The organism is Bradyrhizobium sp. AZCC 2289 (genome assembly GCF_036924615.1).
Taxonomy (GTDB): domain Bacteria; phylum Pseudomonadota; class Alphaproteobacteria; order Rhizobiales; family Xanthobacteraceae; genus Bradyrhizobium.
This window is the reverse complement of the sequence record NZ_JAZHRY010000001.1, coordinates 5747514-5771350: the sequence shown is the minus strand read 5'-3', so window position 1 is coordinate 5771350 and position 23837 is coordinate 5747514. Positions and strand designations below refer to the sequence as shown.

Below are 23837 nucleotides of genomic sequence, written 5' to 3'. Positions count from 1 at the left end.
CCAGCGTGATGAGTAATGGAGCGACGCGGATGCGCGACTTGATATTGTCGCGGTCGCTCGCTACGCGACGCGGAACGCCGTGTCCATCGCCTTGCCTGGCGTGCTTTGATTTCAGTTCAATGCTCGACATCAGCCCCCCTCAACGCGCGGCAATAAGTACGATGGACGAGAGGATGATTATGTAGAACGCGAAATCGAACAGCGCCGGGTGCCAGACGTGATGCAGCAAACCGAAACGGTCCGCCGCCCGGCGCAGCGCGAACAGGACAACCCACGCTGCCGCCATCATCAATGAAATGGGGGCGACGTAGACGCCAAACAGATCGACTTCGGCAAAACTCATCGTGCCGCTCCTGAATCGAAATAAGCGGCATGCTGAGCGAGCGCCTCCGACATCGCGAGAATGCTGCTGCGCGCCCGCAGCCTGACCCGCGCTCCCCGCCCGGGCATAGCCGCCAGCCTCTGATCGAGCCGGGCAAGGCGTTCGGTCGCAACTGAGCTGTCGCCTCTCGCCAAGGCATCAAATGCCGTGTCGAGCTCGGCATCCTGATCGAACCGGTGAGCGATACGGCGCAGCCGAATGATTTCGGTCCCTACTGAAAGGGCGGCCATGAGCTGCGCGCGCTGCAATGGCTCGGCCTGTTCAGGCAGCGCCGAGAGGCGGCTATATGCCCTGCCTTCCCATTCATTTGCCGTCCACGGAATCGGCCCCGTCGTCAGGCGGCGTAGATCCCGCAACGAAAGTGCCAGAAGCCGATGGGTTCGGAGCTCCGGCGATAGCGGCGGCAGCAAACGGAAGGCGAGTGTCGCGGCGCCTGCTCCCGCAACGATTGCCAGAGCAGAATTATAGAATTGTTGAGTGTCGTAGGTGATTTGGTTCTCTGGTGCGACGAGCGGAATAAACCAGGATGCAATGGCTCCGAACATTGCCGCCTGCCAGGGTAGAGTTGAAAGTGCACCTGCAGGTATCAACACCAGACCGATCGCGATCCCTAAGCTGACGAAAGTCTCGCTACCCGGGAGCACCGCGAACTTGACGATCGCCGCGAGAGCGACGGCCAGACTGATGCCCACTAAGCGGCTCTTCGCACTGGCGTAGGCTTGGTCAGCGGCCGGCGAGAACGTGATGACGAAGATCGCGGACCAGGTCACGGCCAAGGCTCCGCTCGGCCATGCGGTAGCAAGCCAAAAGAGCTCGACAACGCTAATCACGATGAACACGCGCGTCGCGTTGACGAGAGCGGGAAGCCAATCGGGTACACGGAGCTGAACCACGCGAGCTTGCGGAACGCCTTGCTCCGAAGCGGTCAACAGCATCATTGCATTGAGCGCACGCGATATGCCGATCAGCGCCTCCGCCGTCCCGTCGGCTAGAAGTCGCAGCGATGGCGTGTCGGCTGGCAGCGCCACCAGAGCCCTTACCGCGGCCGCGCAGGCCCTGCGCAAGCGAGGAGGATCGGCTGTCAAGCGTGTCGCTTCGCGCTGCCCCGGCGCCAAGCGCAGCTCCCAAGGCAGACTTCGCAGAACGACGTCTGCCTCACGCTCACGCTGGTCAATCGGCAGAAGCTCGAGGTGATTGGCTACTGTGCGCCAGCCCGACAGAGCGGCGAACAAGCCTCCAACCCCCGCCTGCAATCCCCACAAGCGATAGCGCAGGTCCGAGGTTTCGCCGATCGCCTCGTCGATGACCGGGTCGAGCGCGATCACGCGCCGGATGAGATCCCGCCGAGCCGATCGCGTCTCCTCCCCACCCAGCCCGGCGAGCGTGCCGGACAGTCCAGCGATGACCTCGGCGGAGAGGGCGGAGAATTGGGCGGAAAGTCGGCCCCGCGCCCGGCCGAAATCGGTTCCGGCCAGCACAATACCCGCACAGACAATTCCGATGCAGATCTCGCTGACCCGGGTTACGGCCAACGTGAAAGCCTCGCCGTTTACGCCCCCGGTCGCACCGAGTAGATCGCTGGCGATGACTACCGCCGTGAAGCCAGCGAGTGCCGCCCCATACGAGGCGAAGTTGCGCAGGATGGTGGCGACGAAGCCGCACGCAGCGCCCCAGACGGCAAGACCCACGAGGAAACCGATGCGGCTTTGTGGGAAACATGCCGTCAGGACCACGATCGCTACCGCTCCAACCACGGTGCCGATCAAGCGGAACGAGGCTTTGCGCAGCGAAGCGCCGAGACTAGGCTGACAGACGATCGCCGCGGAAGTGCCGGCCCAGTATGCATTGTCGAGTTCGAGCCAAAACGCGACATAGAGTGCGAGGCAGACCGCGGCCCAAAGGCGCAATCCGAAGAGTAGCGCCGGACCCGCTGAGCATAACGCGCCCGCAACCGCTCGGTAGGCCTGAGCCGAATTCATGGCCCAAAGTCCAGCCCGGTTCATGTATCGCGGCCTCCCTCGAGATTAGTAGTCATCCCCATCGCAACCGCCAGCAGTGCTAGCCCTGCAGGCAAAGCCAGGGACCTAAGGCCGATTGCCGCCTCGCATGTCGCCCCCAAGCCGCAACCGATGGCGAAGCCGACGATCGTCGGCCAGGTGCGCATCGCCCGGTCGCGCGCCTTGGCGACGTCAGCCGGCTCGCGCCCGAGCATCACGTCACCGACATCCATCATGAAACGCGTGATGTTGGTCGTCATGACCGCCGTTGACGGCGCCCCTTTCAGCGAGATCTGTACAAGCGCGTTTTGCACGGCCATCGCCGAGACGCCGAGCATGCCCGCAAGGATCGCCTTCGTTGCGTCCGGATCGATGCGCGGGCCGGCGGAAGCGCACAGGACGAAAAAGCCGGCCAGCAGCAGGAACTGCAGCAGAAGGAGGGGTCGCAGCGAGGCGAACCCGATCCTCTCCAAGGCACCGGCCAGCAGTCTCGTCAACCCCAGCGCCGCCACAAACACTGGGACCGACAGCATCGACGCGACAGGCGCGCCGCTGCCGCTGACGAGATGCGCGGCAAGGATGACAAGGTTGCCGGTAACGTGTGCGGTGAACAGGCCGCCAAGTCCGAGAAAGCCGATGGCGTCCACGCTTCCCGCGATAACGCTGAGCACGATCGGAAGCAACTTCGCATTGAGCGAGTTCTCCACCAACGACGTCCGGAACCGGGGCGTCCGGCGTCCAACTGTCTCCGACATGTGCCTAACCGTGGTCTGCGGAGCGACGCTCCGGCGCCGACCAATGCCTGGCGTGCGGCACGATCATGGCGCCTGTTCTCCGACACACTTATAAAACAGAAATGAACCGACCCATCTACACGCAACACCTACTGCGATTCCCACCATAGTGTCCGCAAGACGCAGCAACGGCTGCTGCCAGGCGTCCGCGGGACTCATTGCTGCGACGACCATGACAACGACCGTCGTTATTCCCACTGTGACGATGTCGTCACGCCGACCTAACAGCGCCATTACCAATGTACCGAGGGCTATTAATGCTGCCATCCCCGCCGGGGTAAACGGGAAGAGCAAGAGGTAGAGCAAGCACAGTGCGAAGCTGACGCATGTGGCTATTAGGCGTGCGATGCCGGCAGACAGGCTCCGGAGACGGGTTTCCCTGAAGACGAACACGGTGGCGACTACCGCCCACATTCCGCCCAAGAAGTCGGAAGACTCGTCGACAAATCGAGACAGGGTATGTGTCATGATCCAATAAGTGATGAGGCACGCTATCGCCATGTTGAGGGCATAGACGACATCCCACGAAGATAGCTTTGGGTTTTTCGCTTGCGGCATGATTGCGTTCCGCGATCGTACTGGTTCACTCCGGGATGAGCGGTCTTCTGCTTCCTGCGAGCCCGTAGAGTCGAGACTGTGAGCTCGCGCTCCGCGAGAAAGCAGGGCGGCCACCGCCGGCCGCCCTGGGACATGCGTCAGTATTGAGGTTTGTAGAGCTGCCCCTCGATCCACGCGCGGATGTCCCGCGGCCGCTTCACCTGAGCCAAGCCCTCGTCGAACATGAACTCGGCCACGCGGGTGGCGGTTGTGATTTCCGTTTCCAGAATGTTGTCCTGGCCCGGAAATAGCATGCCCTTTGCCCGGAGGTCTGGGCCGATCTGATCGGCGGAGGCCTGAGCGGCGACGATGAAGCACTCGTCGGTGATCCGCTGCGGACGCGTCACGTAGGTTGCGAGTCCGACCGCAGGAAAGATGTAAAAATTGTTTGCCTGACCGGGATGGTAAGTTCTGCCATTCAGCGTCACGTCCGGGAATTGCACGCCGGCCGCAAACAGCGCTTTGCCCTTCGACCAGGTGTATGCCTGCTCGGCCGTGCACTCCGCCTTGTCCGTGGGATTGGAGAGCGCGAAGATGATCGGCCGTTCATTGAGCTTGCTCATAGCCTCGACAACACGCTGGTTGAACGCACCACCCTTGGTGCTGACGCCGATCAGGATCGTTGGCTTCAGCGTCTCAATCGTTTTCACGAGATCCTTCGAAGGCGCCGCCTTGTGCGCGTATACTTTCTGCGCTTCCGACAGGCTGGCGCGAGATGGCTCCAGCAGCCCGTCGACATCGAACATGGAGATGCGGCTGCGCGCTTCATCCTGGGACAGCCCCTCGTCTTGCAAGGCTGCGGCGATCAACTTGGCGATTCCTATCCCGGCCGAGCCGGCGCCCAGGAACAGGATACGCTGGTCAGTCAACGGAGCGTTGATGATCTGCAACGCCGTCGTTAGTCCAGCAAGCGCGACGCTGGCTGTACCCTGGATGTCGTCGTTGTAACATAGTATCTTGTCGGCGTAGCGGTTGAGCAATCGGATCGCATCGGTGCCCTTCCAGTCCTCGAAGTGGATGCAGCAATCAGGGAAGACCTGCTGCACCGCTTGGACAAATTCTTCGACGAGTTCGTCCAGTTCCTCATCGGACGGGGGCTTCTCACGTGAGCCAAGATAGAGCGGATCGGCGCGGAGCGCCTCGTTGGTCGTGCCGATATCGAACAGAACCGGCAGCAGGCACTCTGGAGGGACCGCCGCACACGCTGTATAGAGTTGCAGCTTGCCGATCGGGACTCCCATGCCGTTGGCGCCGATATCGCCGAGGCCGAGGATGCGGCCTCCTGTAGAAACGCAGATGAAACGTATATCCCGCTGCGGCCAGTTGCGCAGAACTTCGGCGATCCGTCCCTTCATTTGGCGTGTGATATACATGCCTCGCGCGCGGCGATAGATGTGGCCGAAGGCGAGGCAGGCATCGGCGACAGTCGGGTCGTAGAGGATTGGTATGAAGCGCGCCGGATCGGACATAACCGTGCGATAGAACAAGGTCTCATTCCGATCGGACAAGCCGACAAGATAAATGTATTGCTCAAGGTCGTTCGGCTTGCCGTCGAGGTGTCCCAGCACGCGCTCGACCTGCCGGTCGAGCGTATCCGTCGAGGTCGGCAGAAGACCTTCGAGCCCGAAGCGCTTGCGCTCGTCTGGAGTGAACGCCGTACCCTTGTTAAGAACGGGGTCGTTCAGCAACGCAACGCCATACGGGGTATCAAGGGACTGAGTGTTGGCGGTCGGTATCATTTGATTTCTCCTCTGTTTCAGTGGGTTGGACTTCAGTGGGTTGGGTTGCCAGCTGCTCGCGCAATTGGCAGGACGGAAAGCGAGCGCACGCCCTGTGCGCCGTGGATAAGGACACCCTCGATATCCGCCGTCGCGGATGGGCCGGTGTGGAAGCTGGCATAGTGCCTCTCGCGGAACTCGGGCCGGCGATAGGCGTGGTGCAGGTTGACGACAATGTCGGCGGGATCGAGGAGCACGATCAGGTGCTGCGCGAGGTAGGCGACCCCGTTGATGCGGAGATCGGCATCGCTCAGGAGGACGGAGCCGGTCTCCGCGACGGCGAACGATGCTCGGACGATGGCAAAATCGACATCCGCCAGATCCCGTGGCGCGTCCACCCCAGCGATATCCCGGTTGCCCGCGATCTCCGGCACGGTAGAGCACACGATTCTAGCGTCCACGATCTTCGCCCGGACCGGCGCCAGGAGGTCGCCGGAGGCCGGCGGATCGAGGAGCATGCCGCCCATGCGGTGCAGACTTTCTTTGAAAGCAGACAGAAGCGACGCCGGCGGGTCGTCGTCGAAGAGGGGTACGTGAGGCAGCGGCCGGTCCACGCGTGGCAGATTGGCTCGGATCGAGGCCAGGATGTCGTCGCGGCTGCTCATCGCTTCGCTCCCCGGTTGGCGTGATACCAGCTGTGGAAAGTTTGTTTGGGCGGATGCGGCACCTCGCGGTGCTTCCCCCAGGCGTTGAGGCCGTTGTAGATGATGAAGCGAGGCAGATGGGCGAGCGCCGTATCGGCAGCGGCGATCGCAGCGCGATAGGCAGCGGGCCGGGACAACAACACACCGGCGGCCTTCATTGCGGCCTTTTTGGCGAACGGCACCTCGTGCTGCTTCACGAGAACGCGCCGCCACGCATAGATCTGCTCGTGGATGTTGATCTTCACCGGGCAGACATTGGTGCAACTGCCGTTCAGCGACGAAGCGAATGGCAGGTTGCTGTATTTCCGCGCGTTAAAGGTCGGATCGATGATGAGCCCGATCGGGCCGGAGTAGGTGGCGCCGTAGCTCAGGCCACCGCTGCGCCGATAGACCGGACAGGTGTTCATGCAGGCGCCGCAGCGGATGCATTTCAGGGACGTCCAGAACTCCTCCAGGCCCAGGCGCTCTGACCGGCCGTTGTCCACGAGCACCACATGCATCTCGCCACCCGCCCGAGGTCCGCGGAAATGGGAGGTGTACTGGGTCATCGGCGAGCCGAGGGCGCTGCGCGACAAGAGGCGGACGAGCACCGCCAGGTGCTCCAGGCGGGGAATGATCTTCTCGATGCCGATCGAGGCGATATGCAGCTTCGGCACGTTGGCCGACAAATCGGCGTTGCCCTCGTTGGTGCAGACGACGAAGGTCCCGGTCTCGGCGACCACGAAATTGGCCCCCGTCATGCCCGCGTCGGCATTGAGAATCAGCGGGCGGGTCGCCTCCCGTTGTGCTTCCGCCAAGTAGTGGACGTCGCTATTGCCAGGGTCGGTGCCGATCGTATGTGAGAATACTTCCGCCACATCGGTGCGCAGCTTGTGCACGGCGGGCACCACGACATGGCTTGGATCCTCGTTGTCAAGCTGCTGAATGCGCTCGCCGAGGTCGGTCTCGATCACCTCAATCCCGACGGAAGCCATATAATGCCGAAAGCCGCACTCCTCAGTCAGCATCGACTTGCTCTTGATCAGCGATGTCGCGCCGTGGTCGCGCAGGATGCCGTGCACAATCTGGTTATGCTCGGCGGCGTCGCGTGCCCAATGCACGTGGATCCCGTTCGATCGCGCATTGGCCTCGAACTGGTCGAGATACTCGTCGAGATGAGTGAGCGTGTGCTCCTTGATCGCCGAAGCGAGGGAGCGAAGCTCCTCCCATTCGGGAATGCCGTGCATCTCGCGGTCGCGCTTCTGTCGCAGATCCCAGAGCCTCTCGTCATGCATCTTCTCGTGCTCGGTAGCGGCGATGAAGCGCGCGGCAGCCTCTTGCTGGTCGATCGGTCGGTTGCCGCGGACCTTGGCGCCCCGCGGCTGTGGCTCGGGAGCCGGCCGCAGAGGCTTCGATGTTCCCTCGGCGTGATCAAGGCGGCGGCCGCCGCGGATGATGGCATCGGGATCGCCCTCGGCCCGCAGTTCGGGATGCAGCATGGCGCTGTGGATTCGCTCGCGTATCGTGCTCATGCGCTGGCTCCGTTCAGGATCTGGGCGATGTGAATGAACTTCATCGGAACGCCGATGCGTTCGGCGCAGCCCTGCTGATGCATCAGACACGAGCTGTCGGCCGAGATGATGTATTCGGCGCCGGCCTGCGCATGGTCGCGGACCTTGTCGTAGCCCATCTTGGTGGAAACGACTTCCTCGAACACCGAGAAGGTGCCGCCGAAGCCGCAACATTCGTCCGGGCGGGCAGGCCGCACGAACTCTATTCCGTCAACTTTGGAAAGCAGGTCGATGGGCTTGGAGAAGAACGGCGCGTGCAACTCCGACGGAAGCGCGTGCTTAAGCCGGCGCAGCGTGCCGCAACTGTTGTGCAGGCCGACCCGATGCGGAAATCGGGCCCAGGGAAAGGCGTCGACCTTCTGGATGTCGTGCAGAAATTCGACCAGCTCGAAGGTCCGCGCGCGGACCTCCTTGACTTCGTCGGTCTGCTCTATCGCGTCAAAATTGTCCCGCACGTGATGGACGCAGCTGCCGGACGGTGAAACGACGTAGTCGAAGCCGGAGAAGTTGCGCACGAACAGCGCCTCGGTATCGGCGCATTCGGCGTTGAATCCACTATTGGCCATCGGCTGGCCGCAGCAGGTCTGGTCCCGCGGGTAGTCGACATCGTGGCCGAATCGCTCCAAGAGCTCGAGTGTCGCGATACCGACCCCTGGGAAAAAGGCGTCGATGTAACAGGGGATGAAGAGCCCGATTCGCATTTGTACCTCCTCGAATTGACGCCGCGATTAGTAGTGTCCGGCTGTTGGTCCGACCTTGCCTCTGAAGACGCTGTAGCTGAGGAGCGTGTAGAGCAGCATCAGGGGGAAGACGACGACGCCACCCCAGAACATGAACGTGAGACTGGACTGCGGCGCGGCTGCTTCCTCGATGGTGATGATGCCCGGGATGATGTAGGGCCAAAAGGACAGCGCGAGGGTGCCGAAGGCCGACACGAAGATCAGCGCGACCATGTAGAACGGCCAGTGGTCATTGTGGTTGAGGATGCTGAGCGCGAGCACTGTTGCGGCGACCGCGCCAATCGCAGGGAATACGAACAGGTACGGCCGATCAATCCAGCGATGCAGAATTGGAAGGTGTTCGGCCAGCGCGTAAACGAAGACAAGCACGAGGAACGCCTGCACCGCGACCGAGAGAACGGGAATCTGCCGACGCGCCACAACACGAACCTCGGCGTCGCATTTCGTCAGCAGCCAGCAGGCGCCGAGAAGCGCGTAGCCAAGGCACAGCCCGATGCCGCATAGCGCCGCAAACGGCGTGAGCCAGCCGAAGTCACCACCGGAATACTGGGCGCTCGTGACTTGCAACCCTTCCACCAGAACGCCGACCGTCAGCCCTTGTATAAAAGCCGCGATCAGAGATCCGCCGGCGAAGCTCAAATCCCATATCCACCGCATCCGCTGCGTCTTGTAGCGAAATTCAAACGCCACACCGCGCAAGATCAGGCCCAGCAGCATGACGATCAGAGGGAGATAGAACGCCGACAGCAACGTGGCATAGACGACCGGGAAAGCTCCCCACAGGATCACCGCGGTCACAACGAGCCAGGTCTCGTTGCCGTCCCAGATCGGCGCGACGGCGCTCAGCATGGCGCCTCGCCTGATTTCGCTGTTCGTCAAGCCGAACAGCATGCCGACGCCGAGGTCGACGCCATCGAGCAGCACGTAGAGCAAAATGCTGATGGCCAAAAGCAGGACCCAAAACATGACCATGGCTATTCTCCAGCGTCAGCGTGGCTGTGCTCGGGAAAAATGTGATCTGCGTTGGCCAGCCTCATCGGCCGGTTGGGGACTGCAAGACGCGGGACCTCGAACAGCTTGCCAACAGGACCGGTACGGATGAGCCGGTAGATGTAAAACGTGCCGAACAGGAAGATGAAGGCGTAGACCGCGCAAAAGATAACGAGCGAGATGGTCGCCGCGCGCGTCGTCAAGAACGGCGTCATGGCGTCCGCGGTTCGCAAAACTCCATAGACCACCCAAGGCTGACGGCCGACTTCAGCGGTGAACCAGCCCGTAATGATCGCGACGAAGGGCAGCGGAAAACTCAGGAAAGTCAGCCAGAGCAGGAGACGATTGCTCTCCAGGCGCTGCTTGAAATTCAGATAGGTACCGAGCCAGGCGAGCCCCAGCATCACCAAGCCGCATCCCACCATGATCCGGAAGCTGAAGAACGGGATGACCACCGGCGGCCAGTTCTCCGGGGGGATGCTGTTGAGTCCGGTTTCCGCCGCGGTGAGACTATCGGAATCGATCAGGCTGCCGAACGGCGAGGGTAGCGTGATCGCGTACAGGTTGCGCCGGTTCTCCACGTCCGGCCAGGCGAACAAGACTTCGGAACCTGGTTTCTCATCGTTCCAGCGTCCCTCGATCGCAGCCATTTTTGCAGGTTGATACGTGTTGACGTAGCCACCGCAGAGATGCCCAAAGAAGAGCTGGACCGGTATCAGGACAGCGGCGAGACCAAGGCCCATGCGCAGCATGATGCGGGACTCGGCGTGATATTCCCTCCGCAACACGTACCACGCGCCGGTCGCGGCAACGCAGAAAGCACCGGTCAGGTAGGAAGCCAGTAACATGTGCGGAAATCGCGACCAGACCACCGAGTTGAAAATGATCTTGGTCCAGTCGTTTGGAACGAAGGCGCCATTTTCGATGACATAACCGGTCGGCACCTGCATCCAGCTGTTATTGACCATGATCCAGAACGCCGAAAACGTGGTTCCCAGCGCCACCATCGCGGTTGAAAACAAATAGAACCACGGCGGCACGCGACTGCGGCCAAAGATGAGGACGCCGAAGAAACTGGCCTCGAGCATGAAGGCGGTGAAGGTCTCGTACATCAGGAGCGGACCCTGGATCGGCCCGGACATTTTGGACAATACGCTCCAGTTCGTGCCGAACTGGAATGCCATCACGATCCCGGATACCACGCCCAACCCGAACGCCACGCCGAATATTTTAAGCCAGAAGTCGAAGATCACGCGATAGACCGGCCGGCCAGTCGCAAGACGCAATGCCTCAAGAACGGTAAGCCACGCTGCCAGCCCGATTGTGAAGGATGGAAAAATGATATGGAACGTGATGGTGAAGGCAAACTGAATTCGAGACAGGAGAAGCGCCGTTATTTCCATTTGCATCCTCCGGGTTTACGCCCACAGGTTCGACTGAGCGAGATCGACGAGATCGTCACCGCGGCCGTTGAATACGGCTTTCACCATGTAGAGCGTGAAGCCTTTGGCCATTTCGGCGGTAATGGCGGGCGGGACCGGCAGCACCGTCCGGCTCACCACCGCATCGACCAGCACCGGTCCGTCATGGGCAAGTGCGGCCGCGATGCCCTGGTCGACGTCGGCGGGATCCTCGATCCGGATTCCGCGCACGCCACAGGCCTCCGCCATGGCGGCGAAGTTCGGATTCTTGAACTCGGTGCCGAAATCGAGAAAGCCCGCGGATTTCTGTTCGATCTCGATAAAGCCGAGCGCGCTGTTGTTGAACACAACGACCTTCACCGGCAGGCCGAGCTGCGCAAGGCTGAGGAAATCGCCCATCAGCATGGTGAAACCACCATCGCCCGATAGCGAGATCACCTGCCGCCCCGGAAACGCCGTCTGCGCGCCAATCGCATGCGGCATCGCATTGGCCATCGAGCCATGCCAGAACGATCCGATCAGCCGCCGCTGGCCGTTCATAGCCAGATAGCGCGCGGCCCACACCGTTGGCAGACCGACGTCGCAGGTGAAGATGGCGTCCGCTGAAGCCTGATCGCTGACCGCTTTGGCGACCTGCTGCGGATGGATCGGTTTGCGGCCGGGCCGGTTGACCGCGAGCCCATCGAGCTCTTTGCGGGCCCTGCGGTAATGTTCCGTCGCCCGGTCGAGATGGGTGCGGTCGCGCGTCTTCGTGACGAGCGGCAACACACTTTCAAGGGTCGCGCGAACGTCGCCCATCACGCCGAGATCGACCGGCGCCCGCCGGCCGATCTGTTCGGGCCGCACATCCACCTGCGCGATGCGCACCCCCGCACCGCGCGGATAGAACTGGCGATAGGGAAAATCGGTGCCGAGCATCAACAGGATGTCGCAATCGAGCATGGCGTAGTAGCCCGAGGAGAAGCCGATCAGCCCGGTCATGCCTACATCAAACGGGTTGTCCCACTCGACATGCTCCTTGCCCCGGAACGCATGCACGATCGGGGCCTTCAGCCGATCGGCCAGTGCAAGGACCTCATCATGCGCGCCCTGGCACCCCGAGCCGCACAGCATGGTGACACGGCCATCGCCGTTGAGGAGCGCTGCGAGCCGATCGACATCTGCACGCGTCGGCATCGCGACAGCTTGGCTGGGCAGCAGGCCCGCCATTTTTGGTGCCGGCGCGTCCGCGGCGGGCTGAAGGGCGACATCGCCCGGAATTACCAAGACCGAGACGCCGCGATTACCCACCGCTTGCCGAATCGCGATCTCCAGAGTGCGGGGCATCTGGTTGGCTCCCGAGATCAGCTCACAATAGTGACTGCACTCCTTGAACAGATTCTCCGGATGGGTTTCCTGAAAATATCCGGCGCCGAGCTCGGCCGTCGGGATCTGTGCCGCAATCGCAAGCACTGGCACGCGCGACCTCTGACAATCGAACAGGCCATTGATGAGGTGCAGATTGCCGGGTCCGCAGCTTCCGGCGCAGACCGCAAGCTCTCCTGTCAGGTGCGCCTCGGCACCGGCCGCGAAGGCCGCGACCTCCTCGTGCCGCACATGGACCCACTCGATCTTGCCCTGGCGGCGGATCGCATCGGTCAGGCCATTCAGGCTGTCGCCGACGATACCATAGATTCGCTTCACGCCGGCTGCGGCGAGGGTTTCTGCAAACTGGTCAGCAACTGTTTTGGCCACAACTATATTTTCTCCATCGATGGAATCGGGACTTCTCTTTGTGTCTCCGGCTTCCTTAACGCGCCGATAGGCTGGTCTTGGCGAGATCAATTTCCTTGGCGACGTAGGGCCTGACCATTTTTGCGGGATCGACGACGCGGTCGAACTCCTGCTCGGTAACGAAGCCGAGCTTCAGCGCCGCTGCCTTGAGCGTGAGATCGTTGTCCATCGCGTAATGCGCGATCTTGGACGCTTTGTCATAGCCGATCACCGGCGCCAGCGCTGTAACCAGCATCAGTGAGCGGTCGACATATTCCTTGATCTTCTTCACGTTCGGCATGGTTCCTTCGACGAGGAACTTGCGGAAATTTGTGCAGCCGTCGGTCATGATCGTGATCGATTGCGTGATGTTGTGGATCATCAGCGGCTTGTAGACGTTCATCTCGAGATAACCGCTGGCGCCGCCGAAGCCGACCGCGACGTCGTTGGCCATCACCTGCACGGCGATCATCGTCAACGCCTCGGCCTGAGTCGGATTGACCTTGCCCGGCATGATTGACGAACCCGGCTCATTCTCGGGAATCATAAGTTCGGCGAAGCCGGCGCGCGGACCGCAGGACATCAGCCGGATGTCGTTGCCGATTTTATAGAGGGAGACTGCCAGCGTGCGGAACGTGCCGGAAAGCTGCACCAGTGCGTCATGCGCGCCCTGCACGGTGAATTTGTTCGGCGCGCTGACGAAGGGCAGACGTGTCAGCTTGGCAATCTCGGCGGCCGCTGCCGGAGCAAAGCCCGGCGCCGCGTTGATCCCGGTGCCGACGGCGGTGCCGCCGAGGGCTAACCGGTAAACTCCCTTGAGCGCGTCCTCAATACGTTCAAGGTCGTCTACCAGCATGCCGGCGTAGCCCGACCATTCCTGTCCGAGCGTAATCGGCGTCGCGTCCTGCATGTGGGTGCGGCCGATCTTGACGATATCGGCCCATTCGTTCGCTTTGGCGGCGATCGCGTCACGCAGGGCCTTTACCGATGGAACGAGGCGTTGCGTCACATTTACTGCGGCAGCGATATACATCGCGGAAGGAAAACTGTCGTTCGACGATTGCGACATGTTGACGTGGTCGTTCGGGTGAACCGGCTTCTTGCTGCCGAGCGGCGTGCCCGCGAGTTGGCAGCATCTGTTGGAGATCACTTCGTTCACATTCATGTTGAACTGAGTGCCGCTGCCGGTCATCCAGACGTGCAGTGGAAACATATCGTGATGCTGGCCATCGATAATTTCATCGCAAACCTGAACGATCAGCTTGTGCGCCTGATCGTCGAGCCGCTTACCGGCATGATTTGCATTTGCCGCCGCCTTCTTCAGGACCGCGTAGGCCGTGATCATTTCGCGCGGCATCAGGTCCTTGCCGATGCTGAAATGCTCAAGCGACCGTTGCGTCTGCGCACCCCAAAGCATATCGGCTGCAACATCGACCTCGCCGAGGCTGTCCATTTCCTTGCGAATGTTGCTTATCAAGTCGCGGCTTATCGTTTGTTTTGACTGCGCCATTCAAATTCTCCAGTTTGACATGAACTGAACTGGCGGAGCAATGCCGGCCTCGATCCGCGACGAACACCTCTTGGGTTCGTCACACGAGCATTGCTGTCGCGTGCGTCCTTGGGTTTACAATTACAAAGAAGCTGGGCTTCTGCACGTTAGAAGTTGTTAGAGTTTGTTGGAGTCAGCTCTCTCTGCTTGAGTCCCCGGAGTCCAGGTAAATTCTTCGCGAGTGCTGGAGCCGCGCTGAGAACGAATCCTTCGCCGCGGATATTGCGAATCATGGGGACTTCATTTGACCCGTCGACCTTGCGACGCAGCCGGCCCATGTGCACATCGACGACGTTTGTCTCCGGAACGAATTTATAATGCCATACATCTTCGATAAGGTCAGCGCGCGTCAGCACTTGGTCGCTCCGTTGCATCATGTACTTGAGCAATTGGAATTCGCGCGGCAGCAGATCAATCGGCCGGCTGCCACGCCTCGCGGTGCGATCGATGAGATCGAGCTCCAGTGATCCCACGCGCAGCACCGTTTCGCGCGGCTCGATCGGCGAGCGAACACAAGATTCCAATCTCGAGATTATTACCACTATCGACAAGGGCCGTTTCGAGAGACCGTGGTCCTTTGGCTTTTGCGCGCGATCGTGCTCGAGCGAACGTTGTGTCCGTGCTCCGCAGAGCTTGTCGGCGAGGACATCGACCCCGCCAAGGCTGTCCATTGCTTTGCGAATCTTGCTGCTCATGCTTTTCAACCTCCTTGAAAATTACGTCGAGCCGCGGCGCATTCGCTGAATGCCTTCGGCTGTCGCAGGTGATCCAGAGCCGTTGTGCTCAGTGCTCCGTTCAATGCGCGCCTTGAGCGCCGGGAACAAACGACCGGCATTGCCGTACGATAGGCTTTGCAAATCGGCTTTGTTGAATGCCGGGTAATGTCCAATGTCGGCGATGGCCGGTGCAAATGTCGATTTCGGCATCAGTGGGTAGTCAAGTCCCATCACCAGCTGCGATGCCGGCACTAGTTTGAGAATGGCTCCGAGCTGGGCCTCGGAGGTGGCAGCCGTCAGGTCGTAGTAGAACGAAGCGATGCCTTCCCGGACCTCCTCAGGGGAAAGCGCGAGCCGTCCGGGCGCCACGCCGAAGGTGTGCTCAAGCACTTGGATCCGGTTGACCAGGTAGGGGATGGTGCCACCGCCGTGGGTTGAGATGATCTTGATGTTTGAGAAGCGTTTCTTAGCGCCGGTGGCGACCATGTTGGCAATCATGCGAGTAGTATCGAACATGAACTCGAGCACCGACGGGTTCAGCCCGATGAGCAACCTCTGCGCTGCTTTCGTGAACGTGGGATGGACGAACAGCGTTACACCGCGCCGGTTCAACTCCTCGAACCACGGATCGAATTGCGGCTCGCCGAGATAGACATCGCTGATGCTCGTTGAGGTGCTGACCCCGTCCATCTTCAATATGTCGAGCGCATAAACGATCTCGGTTGCGACCCCGTCTGCATCCTGACCGGGCAACGTCGCGACCGCCCCAAACCGGCTGGGCCATCTGGAAACGATGTCGGCCAGCGTTTCATTGACGCGCCTGGCGATGTCGCGCGCCTCTTGCCCCGTCGCGTGGTTGGCCGAGTCAGGGTCGGAGAGGACGCAGGCCGAGATGTCATGCTCGTCCATATACGAGATCGCGCTTTCGACAGACCACTCAGGCTGCGGTTGCCCAGGTCCCACCGGCGCACCTGGCCCGTAAGGCAGGATAGGATGTGAATGAACGTCGATGATTTTGGCGAGACCAGCCATCGGAGTACCTCCTGATCAGAACGGAATAACAGTAGGAAGAGCTGAACTGTATGAAGCCACTGCATTTCTCACCTCTGCACCGCCGCTCCAGCGGTCGAAGTCCGCTCCGTTTCGCCGAAAGGGTTGCTTCGCTGTTGCGCAGCCGTTGAGAAGTTGAACGTGCAGCGCTGTCGTCGCTAGGTCGTGACTCCAGAATTGCAGAGAAGCCGCGTCTCGGCACGTTAGACGTTGTTGAATTTCGTTAGCCTCGGCCTTCTCTGCCCGAGCTTTCCGCGTGCAACTTCAAAGTAGAGTTTGGGTTTCGAGCAAATGTGCTGGCCAGCGCTCAGGTCGTCTTCGCACGATGAGCCAGTAAAGACATCCGTGGAACGTGGCGATAGGCGCCTTTTCCATGAGGGCGATAGGTCGCGCCTGCGTCAGACCAATGGCTCCGCTGGCTCATACATTGGTTTGATCCACATCACGATTTCTGCCATGCTATAGGTGGCTTGACGTCACCGTTTACGGCCCACACCAATGCCGTTCGAGACGAGCAATAGGGCGGTTGTGCACGTGGTCGACGACGACGCCGCCCTGCGCGGCGCGTTGGAGAGCCTGTTCGACTCGGTGGGACTTGACACCCGAACCTACGGAGCCGCTCGCGACTTTCTTGACGCGAGCCTTGCGGATAAGCCCGGATGCATCGTTATCGACATCCGCTTGCCCGATATGAGCGGGCTCGAGTTCCAGGCCCAGCTCACCCAGTTAGGCGTTCCCCTGCCGGTGATCATGATGACCGGATACGGCGACATTCCGATGACGGTCCGCGCGATGAAGCGAGGCGCGGTGGATTTTCTTCCGAAGCCATTCCGTGATCAGGACATGCTCGATGCCGTGATGGTGGCCATCGAACGCGACCGCCAGCGGCGGACTGCCGACGACAATGCTTCGCAGGTGCGACAACGGTTCGGGACACTGACCCCTCGCGAACAGCAGGTGATGATGCTGGTGACAACCGGGAAGATGAACAAACAGGTGGCGGGAGAACTTGGAGTAAGCGAGATCACTGCGAAAATTCATCGAGGCGCGGCCATGCGCAAGATGGGCGCACGGACATTGGCTGACCTCGTGCGGATGGCCGACGTAGTCAAGCCCAAGCCCCCTTAAACGCTGGGTAACACCTCTGTATAATGTTGTGGTGGCCCGGCCAGATGCAACAACTGCTCTCTCGCCACCGCCGACCCGCACCCATACCCGAGGATGATGTGTGTCAAGAGAGTTCTTAATCGCCGTCATCGACGACGACGAGCCATTCCGACTAGCGCTGGTCGATTCGCTCTGTTCGTTGGAATACCGCGCGCGCGGGTTTGCATCCGCGGAAGAGTTTTTTGCTGCAAACGGGGAAAGCTCGTGCGACTGCGTCGTCACTGACATTCATATGCCCGGAATGAGCGGGCTTGATCTCCAGCATCTGCTTATGGCACGTGATTTGCGATTGCCTGTCATCATGATTACCGCACGCGGAGAGCCGGGGCTGGAAGCTAGGGTGGCAGCCAGTGGCGCTGTCTGCCTGCTTAGAAAGCCATTTGGAGCAGATGCCCTGATTGGCTGTCTCGAAAAGGTTTTGGAAGTCTGATCCCAGCGCCGCTTGCCGGTCTCCGAGTTGCATGCATGGCGACCGCACTCAATCCCGGTCGCCGCCATGATTTGGGCCGCAATCGCGGCGCAACCGTCGTCGTCTAGCCATAATATAGCACCGATCGTGATACGATCGCATTCTTAGCCTCTGTTTTTGGATTGACGGGCCGGAGCAAACGTCACCTAATCAACGTACTAGAGTAGTCCTCCTGGCGGAGGCCCTCGTGAACGAGCTCTCAAGCTACATATTCACCTCGCTCAGGGAGGGAGACATCGCTCTCTACCGGGGCTCCGGCAACGGCTTGGTGCCGATCCTGCTTGCTGCCGCGGAAGAAACGTCACTCGGTTGCGTCGAGCAGCTTAAACACGAATTTGCGCTCAAGGCCGAACTTGACGCTGACTGGGCGGCGCGACCCGTCGCGCTGACGCACTACAACGACCGCATGACGCTGGTGCTTGAGGATCCCGGCGGTGTGCCGGTCGATCGACTGCTTGGCCGGCCGCTGGACCTATCGCAGTTCCTGCGCATTGCGATCCCTCTCGCGGAGGCGCTCCGCCGAGTGCATGAGCGAGGCCTTATCCATAAAGACATCAAGCCGGCAAATATCCTGGTGAACGAGGCAAGCGGCGGGGTGTGGCTGACGGGGTTCGGCATTGCCTCGCGTCTGCCGCGTGAGCACCAGGCCCCGGCGCCGCCGGAGGTGATCGCCGGGACGCTCGCCTACATGGCGCCGGAACAAACCGGCAGGATGAACCGCTCGGTAGACTCCCGTAGCGATCTCTACGCTCTGGGTGTCACCTTCTACGAAATGTTGACGGGGCAGCTCCCCTTCACCGCCGCCGATCCGATGGAGTGGGTGCACTGCCATATCGCCCGGCAACCGGCGCCGCCCAACGAACAGGTCGCGGGCGTCCCAGGCCCGCTATCGGCAATCGTGATGAAGCTCCTCACCAAGACCGCCGAGGAGCGCTACCAGACTGCCGCGGGTGTCGAGGCCGATCTGCGGCGCGGTTTGGCAGAGTGGGAATCGCATGGTCGTATCGACCCGTTCTCGCTCGGCGCTTACGACACATCGGACCGGCTACTGATTCCGGAGAAGCTCTACGGCCGGGAGCGCGAGATTGAGGCACTGATCGCGCTCTTTGACCGGGTCGCAGCGAACGGCACCTCGGAACTCGTGCTCGTCTCCGGCTATGCCGGGATCGGCAAATCCTCGGTCGTGAACGAGCTGCACAAGGCGCTGGTACCGCCGCGTGGCCTGTTCGCGTCGGGCAAGTTCGACCAGTACAAGCGCGACATCCCGTACGCCACTCTGGGCCAAGCCTTCCAGAGCCTTGTCCGCTCGCTCCTCACCGAGAGCGAGGAGGAGCTTGGCCGCTGGCGGCTCTCCCTAAGCGAGGCGCTGGGTCTGAATGGTCAACTCATCGTCAACCTCGTTCCCGAGCTGGAGCTCGTGATGGGGAAACAGCCGCCGGTCGTGGATCTGCAGCCGCAGGACGCGCAGAACCGTTTCCAGATGGTGTTCCGACGCTTCCTTGGCGTATTCGCGCGCAAGGAGCATCCACTCGCCCTGTTTCTTGACGATTTGCAATGGCTTGATACAGCGACGCTCGACCTCCTCGTGCATCTGGTCACGCATCCAGAGGTGCGGCACCTGCTGCTGGTCGGGGCCTACCGTGACAACGAGGTCGGCCCCGCGCACCCGCTTCTGCGGACGCTGGAGGCGATCCGCGCTGTCGATGCGAGGGTGCAGGAGATCGTGCTGGCGCCGCTCGAGCTCGATGATGTTGGCCGGCTCATCGCTGACGCGCTGCATTGCGAGCCGGAGGATGTGCGGCCCTTAGCGCAACTGGTGCAGGAGAAGACCGGCGGAAATCCGTTCTTCGCAATCCAGTTCTTCACCGCGCTGGCCGAAGAGGGGCTGCTGGCATTCCACCCGGTTACGGGAGCTTGGCGATGGGACATCAACCTCATCCGTGCCAAGAGCTACACCGACAACGTGATGGATCTCATGGTCGGGAAGCTGAAACGGTTTTCCTCCACCACCCGGGAAGTCCTCAAACAGCTCGCCTGCCTGGGCAATGTGGCCCCGACCGCCACTCTGGCCCTGGTTCACGGGACTACCGAGGAGTCGGTGCATGCGGCCCTCTGGGAAGCCGTCTGCGCTGGGCTCGTCTTCCACCAGGAGAGCGCCTACAAATTCCTCCACGACCGCATCCAGCAGGCGGCCTATTCGCTGATTGCCGAAGAGCAGCGGGCCGACGTCCACCTGCGCATCGGCCGTGCGCTGCTGGCGAGCATGACACCGGATGAACTCACTGAGCATCTTTTCGATGTTGCGAACCAGTTCAATCGGGGCGCAGTGCGGCTGATCGATCGGGACGAGAAAGCGCGGGTGGCGACGCTCGACCTGCGTGCCGGGCGAAAGGCCAAGGCGTCGGCGGCCTATGCGTCGGCGTGCGCGCATTTAGCGGCCGGCATGGCCATGCTCGACGAAAGCTACTGGGGCAGCCAGTACGAGTTGACGTTCAGCTTGTGGCTTGAAAACGCGGAGTGCGAGTTTCTGAGGGGTAAATTTGACAAGGCGGAGCAACTGATCGTCGAGTTGGCGCAGCGCGCGGCATCAAAAGTCGATAAGGCGGCCGTCTGCCACCTGAAGGTCCAGTACCACGTCGCGAAGTCGGAGAACCCGCAAGCCGTGGACAGCGCACTCACGTGCCTGCGCCTGTTCGGCATCGACCTCCCGGCCCACCCGACCTTGGAGCAGGTCCAGGCCGAATACGAGGCGGTCTGGCAGACCCTCAATGGGCGCCCGATCGAGAGCCTGATTGATCTGCCCCTGATGAGCGATCCGGAACTGCAGGTCGTCATGCAAGTGCTCGCGGTCCTTGGTCCTCCCGCCTACTTTACCGACTTCCGTTTGTATTGCTTGCAAGTGTGTCGCATGGCGAACATCAGCATGCAGCACGGGGCGAGCGGCGCTGCCGCGCACGCCTATGGCTTTTTGGGAATTGTGCTCGCGGCAGTCTTTCACCGTTATCGCGATGCCTACGGCTTCGCCAAACTCGCCTGCGACCTGGTCGAGAAGCACGGCTTTATTGCCTACCAGTCGAAGGTTTACTCGGCGATGGCAGCGGTTGCATTTTGGACGCAGCCGATAGCGAACGTGATCGATTTCATTCGGACGGGCATTCGCACGGCGATCGAGACGGGTGATCTGTACTTTGCGTGCTACGGCATGCACGGATGTATCGCAAGCCTTCTCGTGCGGAGCGATCCACTCGACGTTGTCTGGCGCGAGTCGGAGATGGCGCTGGACCTCGCCCGGGAAGCCAAGTACGGCGACACGTCCCACGTCATCATAAGCCAGCAACGCTTCATCGCGACCATGCAGGGCCGGACCGCGACCTTCTCCAGCTTCAGCGACACTCGGTTCGACGAGGCGACATTCGAGGCGCAGCTGACCGCGGACTGCATGAGCTTGACGAGCGCCTGGTACTGGATCCTCAAATTGAAGGCACGGTTCCTGTCAGGCGACTACGCCGAGGCCCTCGCGGCGGCCGACAAAGCAAAGCCGCTGCTTTCGGCCACATTCGTGCTGATAGAGCTGCTTGACTACCATTACTACACCGCACTGACGGTCTCAGCGCTGTATGAGAATGCGTCGGCCGACGAGCAGCCCGAGTGGCGTAACCTCCTGGCGGAGCATCGGGAACAATTGCGTGAGTGGGCCGAAAACTACCCGCCGACGTTCGCAGACAAGCACCAACTGGTATTGGCCGAGATCGCCCGCCTTGAAGGACGAGACGCCGATGCCATGCGGCTGTACGAGCAGGCCATTCAATCGGCTCGCGAGCATGGCTTCGTCCAGAATGAAGGGGTTGCCCACGAGCTTGCTGCAGGATTCTACCTCGATCGCGGTTCCACGACCGCTGCACGCGCCCATCTGGAGAATGCGCGCAGTTGCTTTGCGCGGTGGGGAGCGATTGGCAAGGTGCAGCAACTCGATCGGCGCTACCCGCGTCCGCGCGAGAGAACGGCGGCACCTCTGCCGATCGCGATGATCGGCACGCCCGCTGAGCAGCTGGATGTCGGAACGGTGCTCAAGGCCGCGCAGGCGGTGTCGGGCGAGATCGAACTCGGCAAGCTCATCGGGACGCTGCTGCGGATCGCGGTCGAGCATGCCGGCGCCGAGCGTGGCTTGCTCATCCTGTTCCAGAGCGACGAACCCCGGACCGTCGCAGAAGCGATGAGCAGCCGCGACCATGTCGAGGTCACGCTGCGCGAGGCGGCCGTGTCTCCGGCCGAGCTTCCGGTATCCATGCTCCATTACGTGACGCGGACGCGGCAAAGCGTGATCCTTGATGACGCCTTGGTGCAGAATCCGTTCTCGGCGGACGAGTACATCTGCCAGAAGTTCGCCCGATCGGTCCTCTGCCTGTCCTTGGTCAAACAGTCAAAGCTCATCGGGGTGCTCTATCTCGAAAACAGGCTGGCGGCGCACGTGTTCACGCCCGCGCGGATCTCGGTGCTGGAACTGCTGGCATCTCAAGCGGCGATTTCGCTGGAGAACGCCCGTCTGTACAGCGATCTTAGGGAACGGGAGGCCAGGATACGTGGCCTAGTCGATTCGAACATCATCGGAATCGTGATCTGGGATGTCCAGGGCCGGATCATCGAAGCCAACCAAGCCTTTCTTGATATTGTCGGATATGCCCGGGAAGATCTCGTTTCAGGTCGGCTGCGATGGACAGAGCTGACGCCGGCCGAATGGCGCGATGCCGACGACCAGGCCTTGGCAGAGCTGAAAACGTTTGGGACGGTGCAACCGCGTGAGAAAGAGTACTTCCGCAAAGACGGCAGCCGGGTGCCGATTCTAATCGCCCGCGCGCTTTTCGAGTGGAAACAAGATGAGGGGGTTGCCTTTGTCCTCGACATGACCGACCGCAAGCGGGCAGAAGAGATGCTGCGCGCCGGCGAGCAGCGATATCGGCACCTTTTTGAGCAAATGCCGATCGCCATGTGGCAAGTCGACGGGCGTGGCATTGCGGACTTGTTGGCTGGCCTGCGAGCCGCCGGCGTGACCGACTTGGGCACCTACCTGGATCAGGATCCGGATTTCCTGGTTCGCTTAATGGACGCTCTCATCGTGGAAGAGGTGAACGAACACGCAATCAAGATGTTTGGCGCGAAGGATCGGAATCAGCTGTTGGGACCTAGCGGATTTTATTGGCAAAGAAGGCCCGATACGTTCCGACGCGCAATGGAATCCAGGTTCCGCGGACTGCCTACGTTTCAAGAAGAAACGAAGTTTGTCACGCTCGACGGGCGCGAAATCGACGTCCTGTTCACAGCCGCCAGGCTGGAATCGATCGGCGAGCGTGGAATCGGTCTTGGCGGAGCTATCGACATAACAGACCGGATTCGCGCCCAGGAACGGCTTCAGCAAGTGCAGGCGGATTTCGCGCACGCGGCGCGGCTTTCTGTGCTCGGGGAGATCGCTGCGTCGATCGCGCACGAGGTCAACCAGCCGCTGGCCGCCGTGAGGACCAACGGCGAAACCGGGCTGCGTTGGCTCGATCGACCCGAGCCGAACATCCCGAAAGCGCGCGAATTGATGCAACGTGTCCTCAACGATGCCGATCGCGCCGCCGATATCATCGCGCGAATTCGGGCGATGGCAACAGGGCGGGCGCCGCAACAGACCGCACTGGCGCTCCATGACGTGATCGCGGAGTCGATGCTCTTCCTTCACCATGAACTCCAATCTAAAGGGGTCTCCGTTTCCCTCGAGTTGGCGCCGGCGCTTCCTCAGGTGACTGGGGACCGCACCCAGCTTAATCAGGTGATCGTGAATCTGGTGATCAATGCCGTGCAGGCGATGGTGCAGTCGGCAACGGGCCGCCGCAGCATTTTCATTCGGACCGTGCTGTCCGATCCCGAAACGGTGTGCTGCGTTATCGAGGACAGCGGCCCGGGAATAGATCCGACGCATCTCCCCCATCTTTTTGACAGTTTCTTTACGACAAAGGATACCGGCATGGGCATGGGCCTGTCGATCTGCCGATCCATCATTGAAGCGCATGACGGCCACATTGAAGCCGATAACACGTCCGCTCTGGGCGGAGCCCGGTTCAGTTTTGCCTTGCCCGCGAATCGGGCTTCGGCAGACTGAGACTTCATACGATCCGCGGCTCTTTCATGCGTCATCGACCCTCTGGTGTTCCGTGGCCAAGGGCCAAACGCGCCGAGACTTTGTTCCACCTATACGTTGAGA

The 23837-nt window shown here is 61.1% G+C and carries 17 protein-coding genes; 3 read left to right on the top strand and 14 right to left on the bottom strand.

The features are described 5' to 3' along the window. Positions 1 to 139: 139 nt before the first annotated feature. The 14 genes from V1289_RS27345 to V1289_RS27280 all read right to left on the bottom strand — a co-directional run bounded on the left by V1289_RS27345 (position 140) and on the right by V1289_RS27280 (position 15942). A complete protein-coding gene (locus tag V1289_RS27345; RefSeq protein WP_334400421.1) occupies positions 140 to 343 on the bottom strand; it encodes a DUF1656 domain-containing protein in 204 nt (67 codons plus the stop codon). Next, a complete protein-coding gene (locus tag V1289_RS27340) occupies positions 340 to 2361 on the bottom strand; it encodes an FUSC family protein (protein WP_334400419.1) in 2022 nt (673 codons plus the stop codon). The genes V1289_RS27345 and V1289_RS27340 overlap by 4 nt, the downstream gene beginning before the upstream one ends. A gap of 20 nt (positions 2362 to 2381) precedes the next feature. Beyond that, a complete protein-coding gene (locus V1289_RS27335) occupies positions 2382 to 3134 on the bottom strand; it encodes a YoaK family protein (RefSeq protein WP_334400417.1) in 753 nt (250 codons plus the stop codon). A 63-nt stretch (positions 3135 to 3197) separates the two neighbouring features. Continuing rightward, positions 3198 to 3731, bottom strand: coding sequence for an FUSC family protein (locus V1289_RS27330; protein WP_334400415.1), 534 nt, complete (start codon positions 3729 to 3731; stop codon positions 3198 to 3200). 137 nt (positions 3732 to 3868) lie between these two features. Then, positions 3869 to 5509 carry an NAD-dependent malic enzyme gene (locus tag V1289_RS27325; RefSeq protein WP_334400412.1) on the bottom strand — a complete coding sequence of 547 codons (1641 nt, stop codon included), beginning with the start codon at positions 5507 to 5509 and terminating at the stop codon, positions 3869 to 3871. Between the two features lie 32 nt (positions 5510 to 5541). Next, entirely contained in the window at positions 5542 to 6153 is a 612-nt protein-coding gene (locus V1289_RS27320) for a LutC/YkgG family protein (protein ID WP_334400410.1), read from the bottom strand. After that, a complete protein-coding gene (locus tag V1289_RS27315; protein WP_334407703.1) occupies positions 6150 to 7670 on the bottom strand; it encodes a lactate utilization protein B in 1521 nt (506 codons plus the stop codon). Before V1289_RS27315 ends, V1289_RS27320 begins: the two co-directional genes overlap by 4 nt. 29 nt (positions 7671 to 7699) lie before the next feature. Further along, positions 7700 to 8443: a (Fe-S)-binding protein gene (locus V1289_RS27310; RefSeq protein ID WP_334400408.1), complete on the bottom strand. Its 744-nt coding sequence runs from the start codon at positions 8441 to 8443 to the stop codon at positions 7700 to 7702. Between the two features lie 27 nt (positions 8444 to 8470). Then, positions 8471 to 9454, bottom strand: a complete 984-nt coding sequence (gene cydB / locus V1289_RS27305) for a cytochrome d ubiquinol oxidase subunit II (protein WP_334400406.1) — start codon at positions 9452 to 9454, stop codon at positions 8471 to 8473. A 2-nt stretch (positions 9455 to 9456) separates the two neighbouring features. Then, a complete protein-coding gene (locus V1289_RS27300; RefSeq protein WP_334400404.1) occupies positions 9457 to 10875 on the bottom strand; it encodes a cytochrome ubiquinol oxidase subunit I in 1419 nt (472 codons plus the stop codon). A gap of 15 nt (positions 10876 to 10890) precedes the next feature. Then, positions 10891 to 12627: a ubiquinone-dependent pyruvate dehydrogenase gene (poxB, locus tag V1289_RS27295; RefSeq protein WP_334400402.1), complete on the bottom strand. Its 1737-nt coding sequence runs from the start codon at positions 12625 to 12627 to the stop codon at positions 10891 to 10893. A 55-nt stretch (positions 12628 to 12682) separates the two neighbouring features. Then, a complete protein-coding gene (gene fumC / locus V1289_RS27290) occupies positions 12683 to 14155 on the bottom strand; it encodes a class II fumarate hydratase (protein WP_334400401.1) in 1473 nt (490 codons plus the stop codon). A gap of 146 nt (positions 14156 to 14301) precedes the next feature. Continuing rightward, a complete protein-coding gene (locus tag V1289_RS27285) occupies positions 14302 to 14889 on the bottom strand; it encodes a winged helix-turn-helix domain-containing protein (protein WP_334400399.1) in 588 nt (195 codons plus the stop codon). Between the two features lie 21 nt (positions 14890 to 14910). Beyond that, a complete protein-coding gene (locus tag V1289_RS27280; protein ID WP_334400397.1) occupies positions 14911 to 15942 on the bottom strand; it encodes an amidohydrolase family protein in 1032 nt (343 codons plus the stop codon). A gap of 516 nt (positions 15943 to 16458) precedes the next feature. Here V1289_RS27280 and V1289_RS27275 point away from each other — a divergent pair. The 3 genes from V1289_RS27275 to V1289_RS27265 all read left to right on the top strand — a co-directional run bounded on the left by V1289_RS27275 (position 16459) and on the right by V1289_RS27265 (position 23735). Continuing rightward, positions 16459 to 17088, top strand: a complete 630-nt coding sequence (locus tag V1289_RS27275; protein ID WP_334400395.1) for a response regulator transcription factor — start codon at positions 16459 to 16461, stop codon at positions 17086 to 17088. Between the two features lie 100 nt (positions 17089 to 17188). Next, positions 17189 to 17557: a response regulator transcription factor gene (locus tag V1289_RS27270; RefSeq protein ID WP_334400393.1), complete on the top strand. Its 369-nt coding sequence runs from the start codon at positions 17189 to 17191 to the stop codon at positions 17555 to 17557. Positions 17558 to 17783: 226 nt separating this feature from the next. Beyond that, positions 17784 to 23735 (top strand): AAA family ATPase, encoded by a 5952-nt coding sequence (locus V1289_RS27265; RefSeq protein WP_334400391.1) that lies wholly within the window; start codon positions 17784 to 17786, stop codon positions 23733 to 23735. The last annotated feature ends 102 nt before the right edge of the window (positions 23736 to 23837 follow it).

Excerpts from the sequence above, each read along its gene's own strand:
- V1289_RS27345 (WP_334400421.1), bottom strand. The coding sequence starts at position 343 with ATGAGTTTTGCCGAAGTCGATCTGTTTGGCGTCTACGTCGCCCCCATT.
- V1289_RS27340 (WP_334400419.1), bottom strand. The coding sequence starts at position 2,361 with ATGAATTCGGCTCAGGCCTACCGAGCGGTTGCGGGCGCGTTATGCTCA.
- V1289_RS27335 (WP_334400417.1), bottom strand. The coding sequence starts at position 3,134 with ATGTCGGAGACAGTTGGACGCCGGACGCCCCGGTTCCGGACGTCGTTG.
- V1289_RS27330 (WP_334400415.1), bottom strand. The coding sequence starts at position 3,731 with ATGCCGCAAGCGAAAAACCCAAAGCTATCTTCGTGGGATGTCGTCTAT.
- V1289_RS27325 (WP_334400412.1), bottom strand. The coding sequence starts at position 5,509 with ATGATACCGACCGCCAACACTCAGTCCCTTGATACCCCGTATGGCGTT.
- V1289_RS27320 (WP_334400410.1), bottom strand. The coding sequence starts at position 6,153 with ATGAGCAGCCGCGACGACATCCTGGCCTCGATCCGAGCCAATCTGCCA.
- V1289_RS27315 (WP_334407703.1), bottom strand. The coding sequence starts at position 7,670 with ATGCTGCATCCCGAACTGCGGGCCGAGGGCGATCCCGATGCCATCATC.
- V1289_RS27310 (WP_334400408.1), bottom strand. The coding sequence starts at position 8,443 with ATGCGAATCGGGCTCTTCATCCCCTGTTACATCGACGCCTTTTTCCCA.
- cydB (WP_334400406.1), bottom strand. The coding sequence starts at position 9,454 with ATGGTCATGTTTTGGGTCCTGCTTTTGGCCATCAGCATTTTGCTCTAC.
- V1289_RS27300 (WP_334400404.1), bottom strand. The coding sequence starts at position 10,875 with ATGGAAATAACGGCGCTTCTCCTGTCTCGAATTCAGTTTGCCTTCACC.
- fumC (WP_334400401.1), bottom strand. The coding sequence starts at position 14,155 with ATGGCGCAGTCAAAACAAACGATAAGCCGCGACTTGATAAGCAACATT.
- V1289_RS27285 (WP_334400399.1), bottom strand. The coding sequence starts at position 14,889 with ATGAGCAGCAAGATTCGCAAAGCAATGGACAGCCTTGGCGGGGTCGAT.
- V1289_RS27280 (WP_334400397.1), bottom strand. The coding sequence starts at position 15,942 with ATGGCTGGTCTCGCCAAAATCATCGACGTTCATTCACATCCTATCCTG.
- V1289_RS27275 (WP_334400395.1), top strand. The coding sequence starts at position 16,459 with ATGCCGTTCGAGACGAGCAATAGGGCGGTTGTGCACGTGGTCGACGAC.